The sequence below is a fragment of the Brevundimonas sp. genome (assembly GCF_044336875.1).
Taxonomy (GTDB): Bacteria; Pseudomonadota; Alphaproteobacteria; order Caulobacterales; family Caulobacteraceae; genus Brevundimonas.
The window spans coordinates 1-21,135 of the sequence record NZ_JBIIOP010000029.1; the positions used below are offsets into that span (position 1 = coordinate 1).

Consider the following 21,135-nt stretch of genomic DNA (forward strand, 5'->3'; position numbering starts at 1 on the left):
CCGCACCGTCACGCAGCACCTCGATGGTGCGGATGGCCGAGGCCGGGATGGTCGCCGAGTCCGCCGCCTGCGAGCCGAAGCCCGAAGCGCTGACCGCCGCCGAACGGTGTCGACGCTTCGAGTTGACTAACAGCAGGGTCTTGTCGCCCGGCAGGCCCCGCAGGCTGGCCGGACGCACGAACGTCCCCGCATCGCTGTTCGGGTTGCGGCCAACAGTGAACGACGGAATCAGAATGCGAAGGGTGTCGGTGGTGTCGGTGAAACCGCTGCTCTGAATGTCTTCAGCGCTCAGCACATCGATGGGCACCGGCGAATCCTGCACCGTGCGCGGGCGACCGCGGCTACCGGTCACAACGATCTCGCCGAGTTCGGAGGATTGGGTTTCGGGCGCAGTCGACGTCTCTTGAGCCTGTGTCGTTCCGGCGACCGTCAGGACAGCCAAGGACGCGCCCGCGCAAAGCAGGTTCTTCAGCATTTTCAATATCCCCTAGGCCGCGGCGTCGGATGAGAGGCGGTAGCGGCGGCCTCATCAAGGGGGACGCGCGGTCGTGAAAAACCCGCATCCGTCGTGTCGATTTTTTTCCGTAGACGACACGAAAGCCGTCAAGACAGCGTTAGAAACGCGCCTCGAGCCGGACGAACCAGAACCCGCCCTGCCAGTCGACAACGGAATCCGCACGGTAAAGCGCCCCGTTGGCTGTCCCCTCCCCGATCCGGTCCAGAGCCGGGTAGGCATTGAAGAGGTTTCGGGCGCCGATCGACAGGTTGAGGCCCTCACGGATCCGATACCCGGCCTCGACATCCATCATGAACTCGGGATCGAAGGTCTGAATACGCGGGTCTGCTGCGCTGAACATGTTTTCGTAGCCGCCCCAAAGCGTACCACGCGCAGTCAGACGCCAGCGCCCGACCTCATGCTCGACCTGCAGGGCGCCACGCCAGGCCGGCAGGCCGTTCTCGAAATCGAAGACTTCCTCCCGATCGAGAAGCCCGACGATATTGACCCGGTCCACCTCATAACGATTGGCGTTGGCGTTGAAGGTAAAACGCGTCGACTGTCCCCCGCCCCATTCCAAAGCATGGGTCGCGACGACATCGACGCCAGTGACCGTCGCATCGAGAGCGTTCTGGAAGAACTGCACCGACGACACGCTTTCCGCACCCACCACTCCCGCATCCGACATGGCCTGGCGGATGGCCGGGGTCACCGCTATGGAGGAGGTGCGATAATACTGGTCCTTAATCGCGATCCGATAGACGTCCACGCTCAGGCTCGTATCCCGTCCCAACCGCGCCACCAGGCCTGCGGACAGATTGAAGGCCGTTTCCGGCTTCAAAGGCTGCGCACCCAAAAATCGGGACACGGGGCTCCCTGCGGGAAACAGACCCGTGACCTGGATCGCACCGTCGACGGTGTTGAACTGGGTGTTCGAGAAGGACTGCTGGCCCGGCGTCGGGGCGCGGAAGCCCGTGCCGATGGAACCGCGCAAAGTCAGCCCCTGCGTCACGACATAACGCGCCGCCAGCTTGCCGTTGAGCGTATCGCCGAAGTCGGAAAAATCCTCGTATCGCAAGGCCGCATCGAACAGCAGCGCCTCGGTGACTTCAAAGGACAGTTCGGAGTAGGCGGCAAGGCTGCGCCGATCCAGCCGTCCGGCCTGAGCGGGCGAAACCGTCAGAGTCATGGCCGGCAGGGTGTTGTAGACGGGATCGTCGGGATCGGCGCAGTCCACACCGATCGGCGCCGTCGCGCCTTCGGCGCAGAAGCCCCACGGGTCGCTGCGCGCGTAGGGGCCTGCGGCATAGGCCGAGGCCTGCCCCGGCTGCGGCTCGAAGGATTCGTTGCGGTATTCCAGGCCAAAGGCGGCGTTGGCGGAGCGATCAGTCAACGGCAAGACGAAATCCCGGGTGAAGTCCGCGTTCAACGCCCATTCCTCGGCCACATAGTTGGCGCGCGTGAAGGCGCGGGGACTGGCCGGGCCGAGGGACGGGTTCAGCGCGTTTTCGGTCTTGTACTTCATTCGATCGGCCCCGAAGCGCGCACTCAGATCGAAGCCGAGACCTGCGACCGTCCGCCCCCGCCAGCCGGCGACGAGGCTGTAGTCGGTGATGATGGCGCTGTATTTGGGGGTGAAGCCGCCGGGGAAGATTTCGTTGAAGCTGAACACCGAACCGTCGGGCAGCCGCACCGGCACGTCCAGAGTGGTCTGATCATTGGTCGGATAGCGGTAGATGGCGTCCGCGACCGAGTTCGATCGCGAGAAGTTGCCGAAGGCGTAGATCCGCGTGTCGTCGTCCAGGTCGATCCCGGCGTTGACGAAGCCCCGCACCGCCTCCAGCGACGGTTGGCCGATCATCGACAGCGGCTGTGTCGGATCGACCAGGGCGGCGTATTCCGGGTTCTCGGCGGCATAGTCCGCCGCGCAGAAGGCGGCCGAGCAATAGGGTCCGCCGCGCGAGGTCTGTTCGGCCTTGTTGTACTCGGCCGAGATGTTGATGAAGCCGTTCTCGGTCAGCGGCAGACCGATGTTGCCCGCCAGGAAATAGTCCTGGCCGTCGCCTTCGTAGTACTGGCCAACCCGCGCCGTCAGAGAGCCGCCGTGGTCGTCTTCCTTCAGCAGGAAGTTGATGACGCCGGCCACGGCGTCCGAGCCGTACTGGGCCGCCGCACCGTCACGCAGCACCTCGATGGTGCGGATGGCCGAGGCCGGGATGGTCGCCGAGTCCGCCGCCTGCGAGCCGAAGCCCGAAGCGCTGACCGCCGCCGAACGGTGTCGACGCTTCGAGTTGACCAACAGCAGGGTCTTGTCGCCCGGCAGGCCCCGCAGGCTGGCCGGACGCACGAACGTCCCCGCATCGCTGTTCGGGTTGCGGCCAACAGTGAACGACGGAATCAACATCCTCAGGACATCGGTCGTGTCCACGAAGCCGGTTGACCCGATGTCGTCACGACCGAGCACGTCGACGGGCGCGGGCGAGTCTTCGACCGAGCGCGCGCGCGCTCGGTTGCCGGTCACCACCACCTCTTCGACAACTGTCGCCAGGCTTGCCGCCGCCGGCGCGCCCCGCTCGATGACGACGGCCGATCCGGTAAGGTCGGCGTGCAAGTCGGCGCCGGCGAGCGCAAGAACCAGGGCCGTGTCGAGCGTCATTTGCCCGCGGATGGCCGGCGCCCGCCGCCCCGCCGTCGCCCCGGCCGAAAACAGGATGTCCCGGCCCGCCGTCTCCGCCAGCTGGGTCAGAGCCGCATCCATGGACATCGAAGGCTGATCGAAGCGATAGGTTCGGGTCTGGGCTGTCGCCGCTGCCGGCACAGCGACGATCACCGCCGCGATCGTCGAAACCTGGAGCAGGCGACGATCCACCTTAAGCCTACTCGCTGGACGACTGGAGCACGAGGGCGTCGGGGCGTTCGGCGAGTTCTAGGTCGAGCAGACGGGCGGCCGCCCGTCCAAAGCCTTCGGCGTCGCCATAACGGAAGGCGCCGCTGACCCGCAGGGTCTTCAGGCCTTCACCCTCGAGAATGATCGGGCGGTCGGCGGATCGGTTCATTCTGGCGACCGCATCCGGCAGGGCCACGTCGTAGAAGCGCATCCTGCCGGACGCCCAGACGGTTGCAGTCTGGGTTTCCACCTCGCGCACCATGGGTTCGGTCCGCGTCCCAGAGGTTATATGGATCTGCTCCCCGGCCCGCAGACGGCGGGGCTTGGCGTCGGCGTGGCCGTCCTCAAATACGTCGATCGCACCCTGGACAAGCGTCACTGTGGCCTCGCTGGAGCGCCGATCAATGTTGAACACGGTTCCGACGGCCTGAACCACACCCGCACCGACATCCACGCGGAACGGCCGCGTCGGATCATGAGCCACGTCGAACCGGGCTTGGCCTTCCAACAGTTCGATATCGCGGGAGTTTCCTCCCAGATGCGCCCGCACCCGAGCGCCGCCGTCCAGGATGATCAGCGAGCCGTCGGCCAGGCGGACCTCGCGTGGCGTCTCGGCGGCGGCGACATAGAGGGCCCCGTTCGTGCGGGCCTGGTAGAGGCCATAGCCGCCCAGGCCGATGACCAACGCCGCCGCCAGGCCTGAGAAACGGCGTACCGCGATGCTGCGGTTGTATTTCGACACCCGAGACCGGACCCGACGCCGCAACAAGACGAGATCCGCCTCGTTCGCCGCGTCGAAGCTGGCCCACGCACGGTCGGCGGCTTCATAGGCGACGGCGTTCTCCGGGTTCGAAAGCCAGGCCTGGAACGCCGTAGCCTCATCGACCGACAAGCCATCGGCCTGACGTACGCGCCATTCCGAAGCGGCTTGTCTGCGCGCGTCGCGGGTGGAAGGCTCCTGCATCAGTCCGCCAGCCTCGCTGCAAGGTGAGCTACCGCGCGCGCGAGATGTTTCTCGACGGCGCTGACGGAGACACCCAGCGTAAGCGCGACCTCCTTGATGCTCATGCCTTCCACCCTCCTGAGGACGAACGCGTCCTGCGTCCGCGTCGGCAACTCGTTGAGGGCCTGCAGCGCACGTTTCAAGTCGTCCTTGGCGTCTAGGACGCGTTGGGGGTGAATTTCCTCAACCAGAGCCGAATCGACGGATCGGCCGCGCTCGAGGGTTTCGGCATGATCGACGCTGACCCCGCGGACGGACTGCCGCCGCCCCCGGTCTCGGAGCAGGTTCGCTGCGACGGTGAAGACGAAGGCATCCACATTCTCGAGCGGGCCGTCTCCCGCCCGGCGCGTCAGCCGCAGGAACACCTCTTGGGTGAGGTCCTCGGACTCGGCGGAATCGCGCGTGCGGCTATGAAAAAACCGATTGAGCGGTCGACGAAACCGGGCGTCGAGCTGCGCGAGCATCCCATCCGGTCCGGTAGATGGCGTGGTGACGGACACAACCGAAACTCCCCTCCACCGACGCTATCCCCAACGACGACGGATGACGCTTTTGTTTCACCTGCGCTGCACCGCAACAAGCCCGATCGCAAATTTCTTGCGCGCCCTGTGACTTTTCTTCCGCACACCTATGAGGATTTCACGTCCCACTGCGTCATACGGCACGAGATCACCCAGGGGGCTTGCATGATCGACAGACGTTTCTTCCTCAATGGCGCGGCTGGCGCCGCCGGCGTCGCGGTCGCTGCGGCGACCAGCGCCAAGGCGCAGACGACACGCCCCGCCTCGGCCCGAGGCAGACCCGACATCGCTGTGATCGGCGCCGGCGCCTTCGGCGGATGGACTGCCCTGTCGTTGCTCGAAAAGGGGGCCAAGGTCACCTCGATCGACGAGTACGGCCCCTCCAATCCGCGTGCGTCGTCCGCCGGCGAGACCCGTTCTCTGCGCTCAGGGTATGGCGAACACGGATTCTACTCCGCCTGGTCCTTGAAGGCCCTTGAACTCTGGCGCGCCCGCGAGGTCGAGTTCGAGCGCAAACTGGTCTTCCCCAACGACCGGCTAGAGCTGGCCCAGGAATGGTCGCCGGCGATGCTGGCCCAGCGCGCGACGTTCGACCGGCTCGGAATCCATTACGAAGTGCTCGACCGCGCCCAGTTGCGCCGCGCGTATCCGCAGATGAATTTCGACGATGTCGAATTCGCCTTCGTCGAGAAAGAAAGCGCGGTCGTCTTGATGGCGCGCAACAGCATGATCCGCACCTCGGAGGTCTTCCAGCAGAAGGGCGGAACCTTCCGCACCGCTCGCGCCATGCCCGGCGACGCCAACGGCCGTCGCCTGGAAAACGTCAAACTCGGCGACGGCGGCACGGTGGCCGCAGACCAGTTCGTTTTCGCCTGCGGCCCATGGTCGCCGAAGGTCTTCCCCAGCCTGATGACGCCGCGTGTCACCGTGGCCCGCAGTGAATATTATTACTGGGGCGTGCCAGCCGGCGACACCCGCTTCTCCTGGCCCAACCAGCCCGCCTGGCACGACCATATCGAGGGCGGCTACGGCTTCGGCAACATCGATTCCCGCGGCCTGAAATATTCGCCGAACGGCGGCGGTCAGGTGCGGATCGACCCCGATACGACAGAACGTCTTCCGACCGACCACATCCTGGCCCGCGGCCGTCGCTACATCGGCCATCGCTTCCCCGACATGGAGGATGCTCCGATCTTGGAGACCCGTGTCTGCCAGATGGAATCCACTGCCAACACCAACTTCATCATCGACCGGCACCCTGACTATGACAACGTCTGGATCGCTGGCGGCGGCGGCGGCCACGGATTCAAGTTCGGGCCGTTGACGGGAGACTATGTCTCAAACCGCGTCCTGGGGCGCGCGACCGACCCGGACGTCGATGGCCTGTTTTCGCTGACCACACAGCCCAGTTGAAAATACGCCTCGCCGAGGCCGGACGACGCCGGTCTCGCCTCGGCCCAACCGGGATGTGTCACGACTTGGCGCTGTTATCATGATGGCTTCAGGCGGGAGCAGCGGCTCGGGTCAGGAACGAGACCCAGCCGGCCCCGCTCCGGTGGGATGCGCCCTGCCCTGTTCAAGTCGACCAAGTCTGCGACGCGCCAGAATCGGACATTGGCACCGTGCCGGGAACCAGACGTTCGCAGTCCGGAGTTCATGCGACCGCAAGCGGCGGCCGCACCGCGAGCGCCGATCCATTTGACCGGGAGGTTACGGCCCCTCGCGCCGGGCTCACCGACCAAGGCTCCGAGGTCTTCTCCGTCCACCTTGCACCGGGCTACCATGCGGCCGTAGCGGTCGGTGTCCTCCTCGAAGCAGGAAACGACCTAGTCCTGCAGCCGCTGATCCAGTCGGTTCGCGGACAGTTGGCCGCAGGCGTAGGCTATACCGTCGGCGCCGTCGCACGTCTGCCGGCCTTCCGGAGCGTCCACGCCCAGATGCGGATGCGCCCTTCGTGGATTTCGAGGGTTTCGCCGTCGACACTGAGGGGTGCCCCATGATGGTCGGCGGCGCGGGGGTGCAGGCGGCGAGAACGACCAGGACGGCAGCAGGTGACGCATCACGACGCCGTCCGGAGTGATTCACTATCGTCAATCGACGTTATGTATACTACAACTCACGCGCGATCAGGAGGGGGCTGTGAGCGGCAAGGCGGCAGACGATCTCGTACTCGATCAGGACTTCGACCAGCCGTTCGGCGGGCCGCACGATACCGGGCGGAAGTCGCAATGGAGCACCGTGCCGGGCGCAGCTCCGAGGGTTCCCGCCCCGGACCCCGGCACCGCGCCTTGGGACGGCGTCGTCCTCGTCAACACCTTGATCGACCGGCAAGCGGTGCAGGTGGGCACCGGCTTCCTCATCGCCCCCGACGTCATCCTCACGGCGCGTCACAACTTTGATGTGATCTGGAACGGCCTGGCGCTGTGGATGGGGTACGACGCCCAAATGCGACCTGCGCCGCCGAGGCCGCACGTTTGCGCCCTTCCGCTCAAGCACGAGACCCTGGACCTGGCCGTCGTTCTCGTGGAGCCGAGGCCCGAGACGGTGTTCCAGCTCGGCGAGACCGACGGGTCCTCGGTCACCTTGGCGGGCTACGGCTACAGCTGGAACGGATCGCCGCTCTACCGACAGGCGTCCGGCGCGGTTCTGACCACGGTCGGAGCGGACCTCAGATATCGCATCAACACCCAGGAGGCCGACAGCGGCGCTCCGGTCTTCATGGTCGACGGCGGCGCGCCTCGAGCGGCCGCGATCCATCTGTCGGGCGCCGCCGCCGGCCAGGCCGGCAACCGCGGCCTACGGTTCACCCCGCCGGTTCTCAAAGAGGTCCGCACTCTCGTCCAATCCGTCCGCGCCTCCATCCGGTGATCCTCATGCGACGTCTTCTGGTCCCTGCTCTCGCTCTTTCCTTCGTGCTCGGCGGCTGCGCCACGTCCGGCTTCCCCGGCGTCCGGCCTCTGACGTACCGGACCTCAGGAGAGGCGCGCGTGTTCGCCACGGGAAGCCCCTGCATTCATGAGCCAGCCGGACCGGAGGCTGCGGGTCTGGTCGCCGCCGTCCTAGCGGGCACCGCGACCAGGTTGCTGGAGAGCTTCGGGACGGCTCTGACGGAGGGCGCCAAGGGGGGCGCCCTGCCCAGCAGCGTCGCGACTACCAACCTTCAACTGAGGCCCGGCACCGCGCCGAAATGCGTGGTGTTCATCCGAGGCTCGTTCACACCCACCGGCACGACGCCGGTGGTCGATGTGGCGACGGCGATCGGCTTGCGCCCGAACGACAAGGAGGGACGGGAGCGCCTCGCCGCGCTTGAGCTGCCGCCGATCCGTCGCCTGGATCAGTTCGTCGAACTTCGCCTGGTCAATGCAAACAACAACGCCGCTTTGACCTTCGCCCCCGTCTACGCCCACATGAGCCGATCAATCGACGGCGAGACACGGGGAAGCCGCGACCTGTCGATCATGCTCAAGTTCAACAAGGCCGGCGGCGACGCCGTGGGCGGCGTCGTCCTCGTTCCTGACCGCAGGCTGGGCGCGGGCGGCGAGGTGTTCCAACGGAACGCCCAGCGTCGCTACGTCTACGAAGCGTCGTGGTTCACCGGCTTCAATCCGCCGGCGGCACGCACGGCGCCCGCCACAGCCACGGTAGTCACGCCGGCGACTCCGGCTACCCCTGCGACCCCAGCATCTCCCGCAGCGGGAGCGGTCGACCTGAACGCCGACGTCTCCACCCCGGCCGGCTCGGTGGCCGAGATGCAGTATGCGGGCTCGGACGGCGTCGCGATCACCGCGACCATCACGGTCGTCGAGACCCGGCCTACGAACGAAGGTTTGGCCTTCATCGCCGGCGTTTTCGGCGCGGTCCGGCCCAAGATCGATGAGGCGGTCCGGCGCGAGATCGACGACGACTTCGCCGCGACAGCGGAAACCGCGGCCCTCACCCTTGAAGCGGAATACGCCTCGGCCGAAGGGGCGGCGCGGATGGCGCTGGTCGCCTACTGCCGGGCGGCGAGCGTCGCGGACGAGCCGGCGGGCGTCCAGGACCGCTTCACCAAGTCGGCGGCCGCGCGATCGGCGCAGATTAAAGCCAACATCGCCGCCATTAAGGCTGGGGCCGCCCAGCCCTTCGGATCGCTGGTGGCGGTTTCAGGGGCATCTCCAAGCGTCGCCAACGCCAGCGCGTGCCAGCGGGTCTGATAGGGACTTGCGGCCACGTACCAAGGCGAGCCGGCGCTCGGGTGTCATCGGACTTAATGCGGCGAGGAGGCTCGAACGGGGTCGGCCTGATCGGCGGCCCGTCCGTCAATGTCGCGCAGACAGCCAAGGTGCGGCCCGATGGAGGCGGTGTGGCCGTCGCAGGCTTCCGGGGCGATCGTCGGACGCCCCGGAAGCCGCGGATCCGGCGTCAGGCCCTCCCGGCCGCAGTGTTCGAGATAGGCCGCACGCGGTGTCGGTCTCGGAAGCTGTTCAAGGATGTCGCAGATGCGCCAGGAACGGTACATCGTCTGGTCGGACCGATCGGTCTTCTGAAGGCCGCCTTATGCTTAGCGGATCGGCGTGTAGCGGCAGGTGAAGGACATGGGCCAGGAATGCAGGCCTGCGGTCAGGTGGATATGTAAGCGTTCGGCTGAAGCCGCGTCCGTGAGGGAGAAGGCCTGTTCAGCCTCGTACATCGCGTCACGGTGAGGATCGGTCCAGTCCCTAGCCAGTTTGATGGCGCGGCGCTTGGCGCCCGACAGGGTGTCGGCCACGACAAAGACGTTGCGGTGCTTCTCGGCGAAATCGACGCCATCGTAGCCGCCCAGATTGACGTAATAGAGACGCTCGGCGCCTTCGAACGGCTCCGGCCGAAGCGAGATCTCATAACCGTCGGCTTGGCCGACCTCGGCCCAGCAATCGACGTGCAGACTGCCCGGCTTGCCCCACCATTGGCGCAGCAGCGTCGGGTAGGTTGCTTCGATGGTCGGAGCGACGACGAAGCGCATGTCGTGCACCTCGATATTGGCGCCGGGGTGCTCGCCCCCAATGTAGATTGCGAAGAGCTTCAAGCCGCCTCTGCCGTCATCGCCACGTTCTCCAAAGTCGGTTTGTCCATGCGGACGCCTTCGGCCAGAGCCTTGCCTACAATCTGACCCATGTCGTGGGAACTGGTGATGCCCTGAATGAACGGGTGGCGCCCCATGATGAAAGGCAGGCCGAGGCAGAACAGCCTGTCCATGGCTCGACTGTTAACGACCGGGTGGAAATCCGCGTCAATGACGATGCCGCGCGACGGGCCAGCATCGGTGGTGATCTCGTCACGGACAATCCCCTGCTCCAGCAGCGACAGGAAGGGGAATTGGATCGCCGAGAGCGGACGCTGACCGGTCGCCTCGATAAATACCGGGAAATGGCGGTCTTTCCGCTCTAGCGTCAGCAGGACGCCGCCTTCCGGACGATGCGCGTCGATGCGGTAATCGTCACCCAGGGCAAGCACGTCCAGCTTGCCGGCGCGATGCAGGGCGAGCATCCGCTCGATCGTTTCATGCGGCACCGCCCCATAGTCGTCGACGAAGACCGGTTTGAAGTGCCTGCTGAACCTGACGAAGCCGGCGTCGTCGAGGTGCGGTGCGATGACCGCGACAACCTCATGCATGCGCAAGATGGCGTCGCGCCAAGGGACGGTGACCCGATCCGCGTGGTTGCGGCGCGCCTCTTCCAGATTGACCTCGGCCCACGCGAAAGGATCTTTCGCCGCCCGATCTCCGAAATAGGCCTCGCAGAACTCTTCCAGCGTCGCGGCCTCAAGGTTCATGGCCCGAGCATAGGCCGGATCGGCCAGCGTCAACTCCCGTCGGAACAGATCGAAGACCCGATCCAGTAGATCCCCGCGGACGTTCGCTAGAAGCTCGCCTATGGCTTTCGGCGTACAGATCGACAGCGGCGCGTGCGGAAGGGGAAAGAAGAAGTCCGCTTCCGGCAAAAGGCCCTTGCGGGACATCATCGTCATCCGGAAACCCTCCGTTCCCGGCGCCGCGTCATAGACCAGGCCGTCCTCCGTCCGGCGAAAGACGCCATGGGCGCCGGCCAGGGCCACGGCGGCATCGATCGCCGTCAGGGACGAGCCCCGGATTCCCACCTCGATCGGCGGCGTGGCCGCCAAGGCGTCGGCCGGCCAGGGACTGAGGAAATAGCCCGGGCGAACTTCCTGCTCCGACGGCCACTGATGCCCCGTCGCCAGAACGACGCGGTCGAACATCTCGTGGAAGACGCCTCCCTGCCGCGTGAAGGTCACCAGCATCCCGTCCTCGGTCGAGGTAATGTCGATCACCCGGGTGCGTGTCCGGATGTCGATATCGACGCCACGGGCCCGACTAGCGGCGACAAGGGCGTCGAACTGGTCCCGAAAATAGCGTCCGAGGGCCACCCGAGGCACAAAGGCGCGTTCATGCACCTCAGCGGCGTGGATGCCCATGGCGGCAAGGTCCGGCTCCGCCTGACGCCGCATCCAGCCCAACAAGGTCTCGCTCAGCGGCGGGATCTCCACGCTGGCGATGTTGGACAGCATGGCCGGGTCGTTCCAGCCTGGCCGATAGGGCGCGCCCAGGCCGACCGTCGGCTGTTCCTCGAAGACCGTGATCGCCACTTCGCCGTCGATCCGGCCGAGGAGGCTATGCAGACTGTAGAGCGTGGTCGGGCCTGCGCCGACGAAGGCGATGGAAGCAGTCATTCCAGGCTCAATGCCCAATCGGCGGATTGGCGCCACGCGCAAGAAATCCACACGACTGGCTCAGTCGTTTCGCGTCGGCTATCCGACGCGGCGCCCCGTCTTCAGCCTTGGCTCTCACCGCAGTCGCCATGGCTCAGGCCAGAATCCGGACCTTGGGTTCGCGATCCCATTGCCGACCTGCCGCCGCAGCAGCGAACGCCTTGCCATCCTTGCCAAGGACAAGGACGCGATCGTCGGCAACCACACCGGCCTTGTCGAGCAACGGCTGGGCTTCAGCCGTATGAGCGATGGCCTTCAGGTGCCCGAACGCGTCCTTGGCGAAATCGACGGCAGCGCCTTCGCCGAGCAATAGCTCGCATCCGGTCTCGGACAGGATCAGGGCCACCGCGTCAAACAGCACGGAAGGCGACCCGGCCAACTGACGATCCACCTTCAGCTTCGACCCGTCCTTGAGGACGACCCCTCCGACCTTAGGCGCGATCAGCTGGACCTGGGCGCCCTGCCCTTCCGCCGCCTTGCGGACGGCCGCGACGAGGGCGCCGTCGGCGCCGTCGGTGACGAGAACACCGATCAGACGCCCATTCAGGGTGTCCGGATATTTGCCGACGATGCGCAGCGCCGGGCTGTCGTCCATGTCGAACGGCTCCACAGCTGCAGCCGAGGCCTTCGGCAGATCCATGGCCAATCCGTCCGCGACCCGCGCGGCCAGAATCTCATCGACGTTCAGTAGATTGGACAGAACACGCACCCGTACATGCTCCAGTGTCACCTTGGACAGTTCGAACACCAAGGCGCTGGCGAGGTGGGCCTGCTCGATCTCGGTCTGGGAGCGGAAGAACAAGCGCGCCTGGCTGAAGTGGTCAGCGAAGGTCTCGGCGCGGATGCGGACCTTCGTCCCTTCGACCGGCGTCTGGAAGCTGCGGAAGCCGCCCTTCGGGTCTTCGCGCGGCCCGCCGTCCTCCCCCGCCTCGGCCAGACTGTTCGGCTCATAATTGGCGCGCCCCTTGGGAACCTGCATCTGCATGTGGCCGTCGCGCTGCATGTTCTGGAAGGGGCAGCCCTTGGGCTGATTGATCGGGATCTGGTGGAAATTGACCGTGCCAAGACGCGACAGCTGGGTGTCCTGGTAGGAGAACAGCCGGCCCTGAAGCAGCGGGTCTTCCGAGAAGTCGATGCCCGGGGGAATATTGGTGGGCAGGAAGGCGACCTGTTCGGTCTCGGCGAAGAAGTTGTCAGGGTTTCTGTTCAGCACCATCCGACCGACGACGCGGATGGGATGCAGTTCCTCGGGGATAAGCTTGGTCGCATCGAGGACGTCGAACGGCAGGGCGTCGGCCTGTTCCTGCGTCAGCAGTTGCACCCCGAACTCCCATTCCGGGAAATCGCCCTTTTCGATGGCCTCGAACAGGTCGCGGCGGTGATAGTCGGGATCGGCGCCGGCGATCTTGACCGCCTCGTCCCAGCAGGTCGATTGGGTGCCCAGCTTGGGCCGCCAGTGGAACTTGACCAGAGTCGCCTCGCCCGCCGCATTGACCAGCCGGAAGGTATGGACGCCGAAGCCCTCGATCATCCGCAGTGAGCGGGGGATGGTTCGGTCCGACATGGCCCACATGATCATATGGGTGCTCTCGGGCATCAGGCCGATGAAGTCCCAGAAGGTGTCGTGGGCCGAAGCCGCTTGCGGATAGCCGCGGTCGGCCTCCATCTTCACCGAATGGATCAGGTCGGGGAATTTGATCGCGTCCTGAATGAAGAAGACCGGGATGTTGTTGCCGACCAGGTCCCAGTTGCCCTCGACCGTATACATCTTGACCGCAAAGCCGCGCACGTCGCGCGGCGTGTCGACCGATCCTGCGCCGCCTGCGACCGTCGAGAAGCGGGTAAACAGCTCGGTCTGTTTGCCGACCTCGGTCAGGATCTTAGCGGTGGTGTAGTCGGCCAAGCTCTCCGTCAGTTCAAAAAAGCCGTGCGCCGCTGAGCCGCGCGCATGGACGATCCTTTCCGGGATCCGCTCATGGTCGAAATGCTGAATCTTCTCGCGAAGGACGAAGTCCTCCAGCAGATGCGGGCCACGCGGCCCGGCCGACAGGGTGTTCTGGTTGTCGCTGACGGGGACGCCGTGATTGGTCGTGATCCTCTGGTCCGGCGCGGACGCGGATTGGTGGGTCTCGCCGCCGGTTCCGGTCTCCTGGGCCGCCTTCGGTTTGGCGGGCTTGCCACCCGATGACTTGTCAGGCCCGGCGCCGGCGGTGCGGGCAGCGGAAGGCGTCTTGGCCATGGTGATGTTCCGGAAACTGTCGAGCGCGGACCAGACGGGTCGACTGCTGTTTTCGGCAGGGTCCTCGCCCCTAACCAGCCCGGGCGAAGACGGTTCCTGTGTGCGGATTCGGACCTATGGGATCACTCCTTGCAAGGGGCGTTAGAATAAGGCCCAGCCAAATGGGCCGCGCGTCGCGGACGGGCCGCCTAAACAGGACGTCGGGTGCCGCTTTAAGAGGCTCTGACGGCGCTGATCGCTGGTCAATAGCGGTCATCTCCCAGAAACGGGAGAAAAACCGGCGCTTACGCGGTCCGACGACACGCCCCGGGCTAAGGCGCCAGCTTGGCCGCCAAATCGGGAAGGCGGAACGGCTTGAGCAGGCGCTCCAGATCGGGCGCGATGCCCTCCACTTCGGCATAACCTGAAACGATCAGGGCGCGTCGTCCGGGCAGACGCTGCTGGAAGGCGCGGCAGAGCTCGGTCCCGTTCTGTCCGGGCATGAGATGATCTGTGATCAGCAGGTCGGGCTCCAGGCCCTCGTCGAGACACTGGAGCGCTTCCTCTGCGGAAGCGGCCTCGACCACGGTGTAGCCCAGAACCTTCAACATCTCCGCCGTGCTCTCTCGCACCGGCTCCTCGTCGTCGACGAGCAGCACCAACCCCGTCCGCGCGTTCGTATCGCCCTCGTCATTGCGCGCGACGGACACGGCCTCGCGATCCGTCGCCGGCAGCCAGAGTTCTACGGTCGTCCCCTCCCCCTGCGTGCTGTCGATCGTCAAGGCGCCGCCGAGTTGGGCGGCGAGACCGTGCGCCATGGACAAGCCCAATCCCGTCCCCTTGCCGATTCCCTTTGTAGAAAAGAAGGGTTCGACCGCCCGCCGACGGGTCTCCTCATCCATGCCGACGCCGGTGTCAGCGACCGACAGGCGGACATACCGCCCTGGCTTCAAACCCGAGATCTGGTCTCGCGCCACGGTCCGGGTTTCCGCTGCGAGCGTCAGACGGCCGCCGTCCGGCATGGCGTCACGGGCGTTCACGCTGAGATTGAGGATCGCCATCTCGATCTGGTTTTCGTCCGCGATCGCAGACGGCAGATCGGCCGCGACCCTCAGCTCGACCTGAATGCGCGGCCCCGAGGTGCTGGTCACAAGCTCCGCCATCCCGGCCACGAGCGCGCCCACATCGACCGGTTGGGGCTGGAGGGGTTGGCGCCGAGCAAAGGCCAGCAGCCGCTGCACCAGGACGCGCGCCCGCTCCGCCGACTGAATGGCGCCGGCGATAAGGCGCTTCTCCCTCGCGCCGCCGAAGTTCTGGCGCTGCAACAGGTCGAGACTGCCGACGATCGGCGTAAGCAGATTGTTGAAATCGTGCGCCACCCCCCCGGTCAAACTGCCCATCGCCTCCATCTTCTGGCTCTGGCGCAGCGCCTCTTGGGCATTGAGAAGTTCCGCTTCGGCGCTCAACCGTTCCGAAACGTCCGTAGCCAGGTGGAAGGCGCCGACGATCGCGCCGTTCAGATCACGCAGCGGCGTATAGCTGATCTCCCAGACCGGCTGTCCGAACTCGGGCCTGCCGAAGACTTCCGTCACAGTGAAGCTTTCGCCCGCCAGGGCTCGGTCCATCAGGGCGCGCATGGCCTTGGCCTGTTCCGGAATGAAGAGGTCCGGGAACACCTGCCCCAGCTCGGTGTCGAAGCCGTTGACCCGCCTGAACTCGTCGTTGTGCGCCTTGTTGAAGGCGATCAGGCGATAGTGGATGTCGAAGGCGCAGATGGGCGACGTCGTGGCTTCGACGATGTCGTGATACTGGCGCAGCTCCGCCGTGCGATCGGCGACCTGTTTCTCCAGAGTCTCGTTGAGCTCCCGAAGCCGGGTCTCCGCCGCCTTGCGGTCGCTGATGTCGTTGAACAACAAAGAGACCCGGTTCTGCCCCGCCGGTCCGACCGGCAAGGCGTGGACGTCGAACCATCGGCCCATAACCTCGGACCCGTTCTCGAACCGGACGGCTTCGCCGGTTGAGGCGACGCGACCGTAGAGGTCGAACCAGTGGCGTTCTAGACCCGGGACCAGCGTCGCGGCCCATTGGCCGACGGCGTCGACCAGTCCAGTCTGCCGTTCGAAAGCGGGATTGGCTTCCACGAACCGGTAGTCGACCGCGAGCACGCCTTCGAACTTCATTTCGATGACGCAGAAGCCGACATCCACGGCTTCGAAGAGGGTGCGGTAACGGGCTTCGCTTTCGCGTAGGCGCGCCTCGGCGCCGACCCGCTGGACATGCGCCCAGCACCTTTCCACCACGGCTTCGACAAGGCCGATCTCGTCGTCGCCCCACCGTCTCGGTCGGTCCTGATGGACGGCCATCATGGCCACGAGACCGCCGTCCTTCACCAGCGGGCAACAGACGATGGCGTCGACGCCGATCGACCGGAACATCGCCTGTCCGTCCGCCTCGTCCAGTTCACGCAAGACGTCATGCACGACAAGGGTCCGGCCGGCCCGCATGTCTGCGGCGGCGCGTGATCCGAAAAGATCCAGACTGTAGTCGCCGATCGAACTGCCGACGCCCGGGGCGGTGTAATCCCCCCGGATGGAGAAGCGATCGCCGTCTGAGTCCACGTCCGCATAGGCGCAACGCGATGCGCCCAGGTGACGCCCCAAAAGCTCCGCCGCAGAAACCATCGCGGTCGGAGCATCAGCCGCGGCCTGGAGAACCTCGTCGAGCGTTCGCAGGAATCGCAGGCGCGCCTCGCTGCGGCGGACCTCCTCCCCCGCCTGCCGACGCGCGGTGATGTCAATCGCCGTCCCAACAACCCGGACACAGGCGCCGGAGTCGTCGAAAACGCCCCGTCCCTTGGCGGCGATCCAGCGCACGACACCGTCTTCCTTTCCGACAGTGCGGTACTCGACGTCGTAGAGCGCGCGCTCATCCGGGTCGCACGCCGCTCGAAAGGCCTGTGAAGCCCGATCCCGGTCGTCGGGATGCAAGCCGTCGTAGAAGTCAGACATCGACACAGGGGACTCGGGCGAGATTCCGAACATGCCCTTCACGATCGGCGGCCAGATCAGGATGTCGTCAACCAGATCGACGTCCCAGAAACCCACCTCGGCCGCCTCGGTCGCCAATCTCAGTCTCTGTTCGTTCGCGGCGAGCGCCACGCGGGTCGCCTGCAGTTCCGTCATATCCAGCATCGCGCCGATCATGCGTGTCGCCCGGCCGTCGGCGTCCCGGATCAGATGACCGCGATCGAGAATGGCCGCATAGGTCCCATCGGCGCGTCGAAACCGGTACTCGTCCGTCCAGCTCTCCGCGTCGCCTTCGATCGCCGCATGAATGCTGGCGTCGATGCGATCCCGGTCCTGAGGATGAATGTGGGCGATCCACCAATCCCCCGTCGGCTCGATTTCAGCGACGGTATGGCCGTAGCTGTCTTCGAGGGCGGCGTTCCAGGTCACGTGGTTTGTAGCGAAGTCCCAGTCCCAGATCGCATCATTGGTCGCCCTCGCGGCCAATCGATAACGCGTCTCGACCGCCGCTAACGACGCCTCGGCGACAAGACGACCGGCTTGCGCCCGAGCAAGCGCCGCCTCCAGACCAGCTTGTACCGCGCACCGATCGAGATCTTGCGCGTCGTGCGCGGGAGGCTTTTCAGACACCGATTTTTCAACACGTTATGGACAGTCGTTGGTTATAGCCAACTCGCCTGTCCGAAGGAACGTCCGTATCCGATCCGGCGCGCCGATCATGACGGGCCTGGACCTCATCCATGCCGCCCTCTCGTTCGCGACGCTCGGCTGCAAACCATCCAGACTGCACGCGACTATTGAGGAGCCGGGGACGGCGACGAGGAATTCCTGCCGCCGCTCAGACCGGGCTGATAGAGGCCGGTCACCGCCCGGGTGACGAAGCCTTCCACCCGATTTCTAGGCCCGTAACGGGCGCATGGGTCGGGCGTAGGGATCGGGCGCGGCTTGCGCTCCGGCGGTGCGAATGCGTCGGCGACCATGTCGCCGAAGGCTTCCGCGAGCTGATGGGCGTCGCCAATGCTGGACAGCGACGGGTCGTCCGTGCCGACGACGGCGGCGTTACGGGACCATACGATGGCTGCGGCCTGACGACCGTCGCTCGAGAGCAGTTCCGCCTCTGCCGCCAAGCCTCCTGTCGATCCAGGCAAACGGACGCCGATCGGACCAGGAATGAACCAGTTCGCCGCCGCCGACGCGGCAGACCCTGCCGGATTGGTAGCGGAAATCCGGGTCGCTGCGATGCGGATGCGGCCGACGCCTTCGCCCGGTTCTTCCGCGATGGCGAACCGCTCGCTGACTTCGTAACAAACCTGCCGATCCATCTCGCCCAGGACCAGCCCCCAGTCTTCAGGACTGAGCGCGCCGGCCGCCTCAGGCATCAACTCTGCACGCTCGATCAGAACGCTTTCAATTTGGGCCGCCAAGGCGTCATCCCTGCGCTGGGCGACGGAGGCTCTCACCGTGTCGGTTCGCGTGACCAGCCCCTCATAGCTCGCGAGATGGCCGGAGTTTGGAGCATGCGCAGTCGTGCAGGCCGACACGACAATGGCGGTAGTCACGGCCGCGAACGAAAGACTGGATTTCATCAGGTCCCTCCCAAGACTGTCAGGAGTAAGGTCAAGGGCAACCTCCGGATGCCTGTTCAACGCATCCTGAACATACGCCGAGGGTGCAGCGAGGCGACGCGCGAACCAACGCTCGCGCCGCGACGCCTTTGGCGCCGGTCCGGCCGTACCTGAAAAGGTTTTCGTAAGCGCGTCGATTCATTGCAACGCTATGCCGTCGGCCTCAGTTGTTTCATTAGCCTGTGCGGTTCTCGAGGACTTGCAGGTCAGGCTCGTTCCGAACTTCGCCCCAAGTCGCTACGGAGCGGGCCGCCATGAGGTCGCATCGAATGATGTTCGGACTCGCAATTCAGAGATCTGTCCCCATATGCGGCGATGGTCGCCGAGAGTGAGCCGTCTTGGGTGACGGTCGATCCGCCCCGGTTTGATCACCCTTCGAAAAAATCGCCCATGACATGGCTCATCGAGCTGTTCGTCCGTCACGCTCGCGTGTCGCCCGTTTTCGCGCGTCTGAGTGATCGGCGGTCGGCATGATCGCCTATCTGCTGCTGGTCCATCGCTTCCCCGACCAGTTCGAGCGCCTGTTCAAGGCCATCCACCACCCCGCCCACCACTATGTCGTCCATGTCGACGCCAATGCCGACGCCAGCGTCGCGGCGCAGATCGAGACCTTCCTCTCTGCCTATCCGAACGCCGCCATGCTGGAGCGCCGCCCGGCGCTGTGGGGCGGCTACAGTCTGGTCGACGCGGAACTGCGCGGCATGGCCAAGCTGCTGGAAATGGGGGCGGACTGGGAGTTCTTCATCAATCTGAGCGGCCAGGATTTTCCGCTCAAGTCCCAGAGCTTCATCCGCGCCTTCCTGGCCCGGAATCGCGGCAAGGAATTCATCCGGGCGGTCAACCAGGCCATCGTCCGCTCGGACACTATGAACAGGGTGCGCCACTATGTGATCGAGCGGCGCAACCGGGTGGTCCGCACGCCCTTCCCGCGCCCCTTTCTGCGCGGCATGACGCCCTACATCGGTAATCAGTGGATGATCGTCAGTCGGCGCTTTTGCGAATTCGTCTGCCACGACCCTCAGACTGACCGGTTCAAGGCCTTTTATCGGAACAGTTTCATCGCCGACGAGGGCTTCTTCCAGACGGTGATGATGAATACGGCGACCCACGGCGAAATCGTCGGCGACGACCTGCGCCGCATCGACTGGGTGCCGGACGGCGCGATCAAGCTGCGTCCCCGCATCTACACCATGGCGGATGCCGAACAGCTGACCACGGGCAAGGATCTGTTCGCCCGCAAGTTCGACGCCGAGGTGGACGCCGAGGTGCTGACCCATCTGGAAAACCACATCCGGGGTGAGGCGCAGAACAGTCCGGCCCTGGCGCTGGCCTTCACTCTTCCTCCGACCGAACGACAGGCAGCCTGATCATGATCGAAGAAAACTATGTGCGGCTTTACGCCAACGACCTGATCCGGATGGCCCAGCGTGTCGAGACAAGACCGTCGGAGCTCGATCCCGTTCCTCAACGTCTGGGGCAGGCAAGGGCGCATGCGGCGGTGATGGACACAGCCAAGGGCGAGGGGCATCTCGCAGCGCTGATCGCCAGACTACGCGATGAGGCGCGACGTCCATCAAGTCAGACGAGGGTCGGATCGGAGGCCGAGGGTATTGCCTTCGCGCGTCGCCCCGCCCTGCTGTTGGCGATGGTCGACGCGTTAGGCATATCCGACGCCAGCCAGGACAAACGCTGGCGCGACGGCATCCCAACGGAGAGATCGGGAACGGAAGCGACGGCCCTCACCGAAATTCCGGACGAGATCTTCGGCGTCTAAACGGACTTCAGAAAGAACGAGAGCGGCTAAGGAACCGCCCTCTTCCAGGTCATGCGGCGCTCTTGAGGGCTGCGGCGTTCACTGCAGCATCGGCAATGCTGGTAAGATCTTCATCGGTCTGCGATTCCTCCTGCAAGGTTTCGTCCAGCAGTGCGGCGGCGTCGGTCAGGCCCAGCACCAGAGCCCAGCGTTTCAGCGTGCCGTAGCGGGTGATCTCGTAATGCTCCACTGCCTGGGCTGCAGCCAGCAGACCGGCGTCCAGCGCGGGGTTGTCCTTGTATTCCTCGATGATCTCGTCACCCTCTGCCAGGATGCCTTCAATGGCGTCACAGGTCTTGCCGCGCGGCGCCTTGCCGATCAGTTCGAACACCTGCTGCAGGCGTTCAATCTGGCCTTCGGTCTGGTCCTTGTGCTTCTCAAAGGCCGCCTTCAGCTCCGGCGACTGCGCGGCGCGCGCCATCTTGGGCAGGGACTTCAGGATTTTTCGCTCCGCGTAGTAGATGTCCTTGAGCGTATCGTGGAACAGGGTGTCGAGCGTCTTCTCGGCCATGGTCGTTTCTTTCTATTATGGGTTGAGCGCGATCGCGCTCCACCACAAGCGATCCAAGGCCGTATCGTTCCTCTGTTCGGTAACAGGCAGAGCCCGCTGACCAAACCATTTCGGCGCATGTTTCGATGCTGGTCGTCGCACGCTATTGGATACAGCAGCTAGGCTCAGGACTCATAGCCAGAACAGGACGGTAGCGGCGAGGGCTATGGCGGACAGGAAGACGGTCGGGCAGCGGTCGTAGCGCATGGCGACCCTCCGCCAGTCCTTCAGCCTGCCGAACATGATCTCAAT

Annotated in this window: 15 protein-coding genes and 1 pseudogene; 5 read left to right on the top strand and 11 right to left on the bottom strand. The window is 65.2% G+C overall.

Annotated features, from left to right (window positions below; translation table 11 throughout):
• From ACIQ1T_RS18155 to ACIQ1T_RS18170, 4 genes are all read right to left on the bottom strand, one after another.
• Window positions 1-475 (bottom strand): TonB-dependent receptor plug domain-containing protein (locus ACIQ1T_RS18155; protein ID WP_395945971.1); only part of this gene is annotated, 475 nt, incomplete at its 3' end.
• 139 nt (window positions 476-614) lie between these two features.
• Entirely contained in the window at window positions 615-3,365 is a 2,751-nt protein-coding gene (locus ACIQ1T_RS18160; RefSeq protein ID WP_395945972.1) for a TonB-dependent receptor domain-containing protein, read from the bottom strand.
• A gap of 7 nt (window positions 3,366-3,372) precedes the next feature.
• Window positions 3,373-4,347, bottom strand: a complete 975-nt coding sequence (locus ACIQ1T_RS18165) for a FecR family protein (protein ID WP_395945973.1) — start codon at window positions 4,345-4,347, stop codon at window positions 3,373-3,375.
• On the bottom strand, window positions 4,347-4,850 hold the full coding sequence (locus ACIQ1T_RS18170; protein ID WP_395945974.1) for an RNA polymerase sigma factor: 504 nt from the start codon (window positions 4,848-4,850) through the stop codon (window positions 4,347-4,349). Before ACIQ1T_RS18170 ends, ACIQ1T_RS18165 begins: the two co-directional genes overlap by 1 nt.
• A gap of 222 nt (window positions 4,851-5,072) precedes the next feature.
• Between ACIQ1T_RS18170 and ACIQ1T_RS18175 the strand changes: the two genes are divergently transcribed.
• The 3 genes from ACIQ1T_RS18175 (at window position 5,073) to ACIQ1T_RS18185 (ending at window position 9,100) form a co-directional block, all read left to right on the top strand.
• Window positions 5,073-6,320 carry an NAD(P)/FAD-dependent oxidoreductase gene (locus ACIQ1T_RS18175; protein ID WP_395945975.1) on the top strand — a complete coding sequence of 416 codons (1,248 nt, stop codon included), beginning with the start codon at window positions 5,073-5,075 and terminating at the stop codon, window positions 6,318-6,320.
• A 726-nt stretch (window positions 6,321-7,046) separates the two neighbouring features.
• The gene (locus ACIQ1T_RS18180) at window positions 7,047-7,775 is read left to right on the top strand and encodes a trypsin-like serine peptidase (protein WP_395945976.1); all 729 of its coding nucleotides are present in this window, start codon (window positions 7,047-7,049) and stop codon (window positions 7,773-7,775) included.
• Between the two features lie 212 nt (window positions 7,776-7,987).
• A complete protein-coding gene (locus tag ACIQ1T_RS18185) occupies window positions 7,988-9,100 on the top strand; it encodes a hypothetical protein (RefSeq protein WP_395945977.1) in 1,113 nt (370 codons plus the stop codon).
• 347 nt (window positions 9,101-9,447) lie between these two features.
• On the opposite strand, the gene ACIQ1T_RS18190 is transcribed toward ACIQ1T_RS18185, so the two are convergent.
• The 5 genes from ACIQ1T_RS18190 to ACIQ1T_RS18210 all read right to left on the bottom strand — a co-directional run bounded on the left by ACIQ1T_RS18190 (window position 9,448) and on the right by ACIQ1T_RS18210 (window position 18,481).
• Window positions 9,448-9,951 (bottom strand): DUF1543 domain-containing protein, encoded by a 504-nt coding sequence (locus tag ACIQ1T_RS18190; RefSeq protein ID WP_395945978.1) that lies wholly within the window; start codon window positions 9,949-9,951, stop codon window positions 9,448-9,450.
• Window positions 9,948-11,612: an FAD/NAD(P)-binding protein gene (locus ACIQ1T_RS18195; protein ID WP_395945979.1), complete on the bottom strand. Its 1,665-nt coding sequence runs from the start codon at window positions 11,610-11,612 to the stop codon at window positions 9,948-9,950. Before ACIQ1T_RS18195 ends, ACIQ1T_RS18190 begins: the two co-directional genes overlap by 4 nt.
• Window positions 11,613-11,745: 133 nt before the next feature.
• The gene (locus ACIQ1T_RS18200; protein ID WP_395945980.1) at window positions 11,746-13,890 is read right to left on the bottom strand and encodes a catalase; all 2,145 of its coding nucleotides are present in this window, start codon (window positions 13,888-13,890) and stop codon (window positions 11,746-11,748) included.
• A 311-nt stretch (window positions 13,891-14,201) separates the two neighbouring features.
• Window positions 14,202-17,525 carry a PAS domain S-box protein gene (locus ACIQ1T_RS18205; protein WP_395945981.1) on the bottom strand — a complete coding sequence of 1,108 codons (3,324 nt, stop codon included), beginning with the start codon at window positions 17,523-17,525 and terminating at the stop codon, window positions 14,202-14,204.
• Window positions 17,526-17,689: 164 nt separating this feature from the next.
• Complete coding sequence (locus ACIQ1T_RS18210) at window positions 17,690-18,481, bottom strand: DUF3313 family protein (protein WP_395945982.1); 792 nt, start codon at window positions 18,479-18,481, stop codon at window positions 17,690-17,692.
• A gap of 509 nt (window positions 18,482-18,990) precedes the next feature.
• On the opposite strand from ACIQ1T_RS18210, the gene ACIQ1T_RS18215 reads away from it, so the two are divergent.
• Window positions 18,991-19,887: a beta-1,6-N-acetylglucosaminyltransferase gene (locus ACIQ1T_RS18215; protein WP_395945983.1), complete on the top strand. Its 897-nt coding sequence runs from the start codon at window positions 18,991-18,993 to the stop codon at window positions 19,885-19,887.
• Window positions 19,888-19,889: 2 nt separating this feature from the next.
• A complete protein-coding gene (locus ACIQ1T_RS18220; RefSeq protein ID WP_395945984.1) occupies window positions 19,890-20,294 on the top strand; it encodes a hypothetical protein in 405 nt (134 codons plus the stop codon).
• A gap of 49 nt (window positions 20,295-20,343) precedes the next feature.
• Here the strand turns inward: ACIQ1T_RS18220 and ACIQ1T_RS18225 are convergent, their stop codons facing one another.
• A complete protein-coding gene (locus tag ACIQ1T_RS18225; RefSeq protein WP_395945985.1) occupies window positions 20,344-20,844 on the bottom strand; it encodes a ferritin-like domain-containing protein in 501 nt (166 codons plus the stop codon).
• Window positions 20,845-21,015: 171 nt separating this feature from the next.
• A pseudogene (locus ACIQ1T_RS18230) lies at window positions 21,016-21,135 on the bottom strand (IS5/IS1182 family transposase); the annotation flags it as partial.

What these genes read in the sequence shown, in the direction of transcription:
- ACIQ1T_RS18165 (WP_395945973.1), bottom strand. Translation starts at nt 4,347, where the DNA reads ATGCAGGAGCCTTCCACCCGCGACGCGCGCAGACAAGCCGCTTCGGAA.
- ACIQ1T_RS18170 (WP_395945974.1), bottom strand. Translation starts at nt 4,850, where the DNA reads ATGCTCGCGCAGCTCGACGCCCGGTTTCGTCGACCGCTCAATCGGTTT.
- ACIQ1T_RS18175 (WP_395945975.1), top strand. Translation starts at nt 5,073, where the DNA reads ATGATCGACAGACGTTTCTTCCTCAATGGCGCGGCTGGCGCCGCCGGC.
- ACIQ1T_RS18195 (WP_395945979.1), bottom strand. Translation starts at nt 11,612, where the DNA reads ATGACTGCTTCCATCGCCTTCGTCGGCGCAGGCCCGACCACGCTCTAC.
- ACIQ1T_RS18200 (WP_395945980.1), bottom strand. Translation starts at nt 13,890, where the DNA reads ATGGCCAAGACGCCTTCCGCTGCCCGCACCGCCGGCGCCGGGCCTGAC.
- ACIQ1T_RS18210 (WP_395945982.1), bottom strand. Translation starts at nt 18,481, where the DNA reads ATGAAATCCAGTCTTTCGTTCGCGGCCGTGACTACCGCCATTGTCGTG.
- ACIQ1T_RS18215 (WP_395945983.1), top strand. Translation starts at nt 18,991, where the DNA reads ATGATCGCCTATCTGCTGCTGGTCCATCGCTTCCCCGACCAGTTCGAG.
- ACIQ1T_RS18220 (WP_395945984.1), top strand. Translation starts at nt 19,890, where the DNA reads ATGATCGAAGAAAACTATGTGCGGCTTTACGCCAACGACCTGATCCGG.
- ACIQ1T_RS18225 (WP_395945985.1), bottom strand. Translation starts at nt 20,844, where the DNA reads ATGGCCGAGAAGACGCTCGACACCCTGTTCCACGATACGCTCAAGGAC.